The organism is Prevotella sp. P5-126 (assembly GCF_002251185.1).
In the GTDB taxonomy this organism is placed as follows: Bacteria; Bacteroidota; Bacteroidia; order Bacteroidales; family Bacteroidaceae; genus Prevotella.
In genome coordinates, this window is record NZ_NPIZ01000052.1 from 1 (window position 1) to 3,012 (window position 3,012).

The 3,012-nt window shown below is 37.7% G+C and carries 2 protein-coding genes; both read left to right on the forward strand.

Going from position 1 to position 3,012, the window contains the following annotated elements; all coding sequences use genetic code 11:
* Nucleotides 1–1,133 precede the first annotated feature (1,133 nt).
* Complete coding sequence (locus CIK90_RS05000) at nucleotides 1,134–1,955, forward strand: KilA-N domain-containing protein (protein WP_094464500.1); 822 nt, start codon at nucleotides 1,134–1,136, stop codon at nucleotides 1,953–1,955.
* Nucleotides 1,956–1,958: 3 nt separating this feature from the next.
* On the forward strand, nucleotides 1,959–2,924 hold the full coding sequence (locus CIK90_RS14360) for a DpnI domain-containing protein (RefSeq protein WP_094464501.1): 966 nt from the start codon (nucleotides 1,959–1,961) through the stop codon (nucleotides 2,922–2,924).
* Nucleotides 2,925–3,012 lie beyond the last annotated feature (88 nt).

Sequence of the window (3,012 nt, forward strand, 5' to 3'; positions counted from 1 at the left end):
GTATGTCTTATAAAGATTCATTCTTTGAGTGTCATAATTAGGCAAATATATTAACAATATATTATCACTTTCCTAACATTGTGTATAGACAAAATAATCGTACATTCCTGACATCATAAGAGCAAAACGAATGTCAATCGCAAGCGTTACAGTTGACAGTTGACAGTTTCCGAAAACGAATTTTTTGCGTTACAGTTACAGTATTACAGTTTTTGAAAGCAAAAATCTCGCATGTTTTTTACTTTTGTCCTTACAGGACGTGGTTAGATATGCTGTATGATGTCCTCAGGGCGTTGCCCTGGGCTATGGAAGCCATTGGGCTTTCAGCCCGCCGTTGATTGTATGGAATTCCATGTGTTCCGTGGATTCGTAATTCCGTGTTGTAATACGTAACTTTGCACCACCAAAATTTCGTAAGGTTGTGCCACGTGTCCTCTGTGTGCTCCGTGGATCCGCTTTGCTTGTCGTGTTACCAGACCGCCACTACTTATTTGGTTACTAATGCCCCGAATGGGGCAATATTTTCATAGCCCAGGGTAACGCCTTGGGTATGTACAATTATTTTACAGAACGTCCTGTAAGGACAAAAGTAAAACCCGTGAAATTGTACGCACAGGACAACGCCATTCATTCCTAAGCGTTACAAATAACAGATAACAGATAACAGTTTTGGAAAAGAAAAAAACAGGGAAGATTCTGTGATTGTACCTACTCATTATCTTCTTCTTGAGAATCTGCTTCCGAATTGTAAAGTACTGAATATCAATACTCCCCGAATACGAAAAGTGTCAAAAGAAACAAACTGGAAACAAAAATTTCAAAAACCCAAAATGAAAGCATCTGCTTAACATATCTTAACACGGAAAAGAACGGAAATTTTCATTTTCTGTCATTTTGTTGTGTGCTCCTGAAGGTGCAAAATGTTCAAAGATGAACCTAATTGTAGTTTCAACAATCTGGTTGAAATAATGGCATTAGTTGGAAAATTGTGAACGAAAAGTGGGCGTTTCAGGTGGCATTATATAGTATTTTCGAAGAAAATACACATGTATTTCAAACTTTCTCAGGATAAGAAATGTTTTTCTTACAAAGATTTATTAACTTTGCATCAAAGTTTAACATCATTAAGAATTATGGCAAAGAAGGTTACAAATATAGAAGTAAAGGACACAACAGTTCGTACAATTAAACACGAAGGAGAGGACTTTGTGTGTATTACAGATATTGCACGCCAGAAAAATAGTGGTGACCCAAATGGTGTAATAGCAAATTGGATGCGCAATCGCAACACGATAGAATTCCTGGGTATTTGGGAACAACTATTCAATCCAAGTTTTAACCCCCTCGAATTCGAGGGGTTTAGAAAAGAGGCAGGACTCAATGCCTTCACAATGTCGCCATCAAAATGGATTGAGGCGACCAATGCAAAAGGACTTGTAGCTATGGCTGGACGTTACGGAGGTACTTACGCTCGCACTGATATTGCCTTTGAATTTGCTTCTTGGATTTCTGTGGAATTCAAACTTTATCTAGTCAAAGAATTCCAGCGTCTCAAGGAAGAGGAACAAAAGCTAATCGGATGGTCAGTTAAGCGTGAACTCTCAAAACTTAACTATCGCATTCACACTGATGCCATCAAACAGAATATCGTGCCAGAAGAAATTGATGCTTATCACAAATCGCTCATCTATGCAGAGGAAGCTGATGTCTTGAATGTTGCTATGTTCGGTATGACAGCAAAAGAGTGGCGCGATGCAAATCCCGACAAGAAAGGCAACATACGCGACTATGCAACCATCAACGAACTCATTTGTCTCTCAAATATGGAGAACTTGAATGCTGTGTTTATCAACGATGGCATGCCGCAGACAGAGAGACTTGTCAAACTAAATCAAGTTGCAATCCAGCAGATGAAGGTGCTTGAAGAATCTGAAAACCGTAAATATTTGAAGTAAGAGATGGATTTGAGATTCAACACATCATTAGCAGAAGGTTACAAAAGTGCTAGCCAAATAGCAAGAGTACTGACTGAAGATTGGTTGGCACGCAACATGTATTGCCCTATTCATGGTTCATTTTGGCAAACTCCAAATATGCACATAGGAATGAAACATCAAGGATGCCCTATGTGTGGAGGAACTAAAAGAATGACCACAGAGGAATTTATTAAAAGGGCAATGGGTATTCACGGAGATAGATATGATTATTCATTTGTTGAATATAAAAACAACAAGACAAAGGTAAAACTTATATGTCCGAAGCATGGCGAATTTATGGTTTCGCCAAACGCTCATTTGCGAGGAGATGGGTGCCCTTTATGTTGGGAGGAAAGAAGAAGGAGAGGCGTGTTTGGTGTTGGTCTATATGATTATCACCTCCCAATGGATAGTAATCCAATTACAACAGAAGCATATACTCAGTGGAGAACAATGCTTGGTAGATGTTACTCCAGATATGTACTTTCAAAGCAACAAAGCTATTCTGGATGTACGGTTTGCGAGGAATGGCATAACTTTAGTAATTTCTTTCGATGGTTTGAAGCGAATTACCGCAAAAACTATTGTTTAGACAAAGATATTCTTATTCCTGGGAACAAGATTTATTCCCCAGAAACGTGTTGTCTTGTTCCGAACGAAATCAATGTATTATTCTCTTATAAGCGAAAGAAGAGAGAGTTACCTATTGGGGTAGTATATATAAAGCACATGAACAAATACGCTGCAAGAATACACCATAATGGAAAAGAAAAATATCTCTGTTTTACGAATAATATAAAGGAGGCTTTCGATGTTTATAAAGAAACAAAAAGATTAGTAATCCAAGAGACCGCCGAACGTTGGAAAAACAGGATTGATAAAAAAGTCTATGAGCGTATGCTACAATACAAGATAGAAGATTATATACCGAAAGAATATTTATTATAATAAAGAAATGGTATCAAGGCCTTTATGGACTAAAATTGGTAAAAAACCGCCAAAATTAGCCATGTTTTTACCTACTTGATTATCAAGT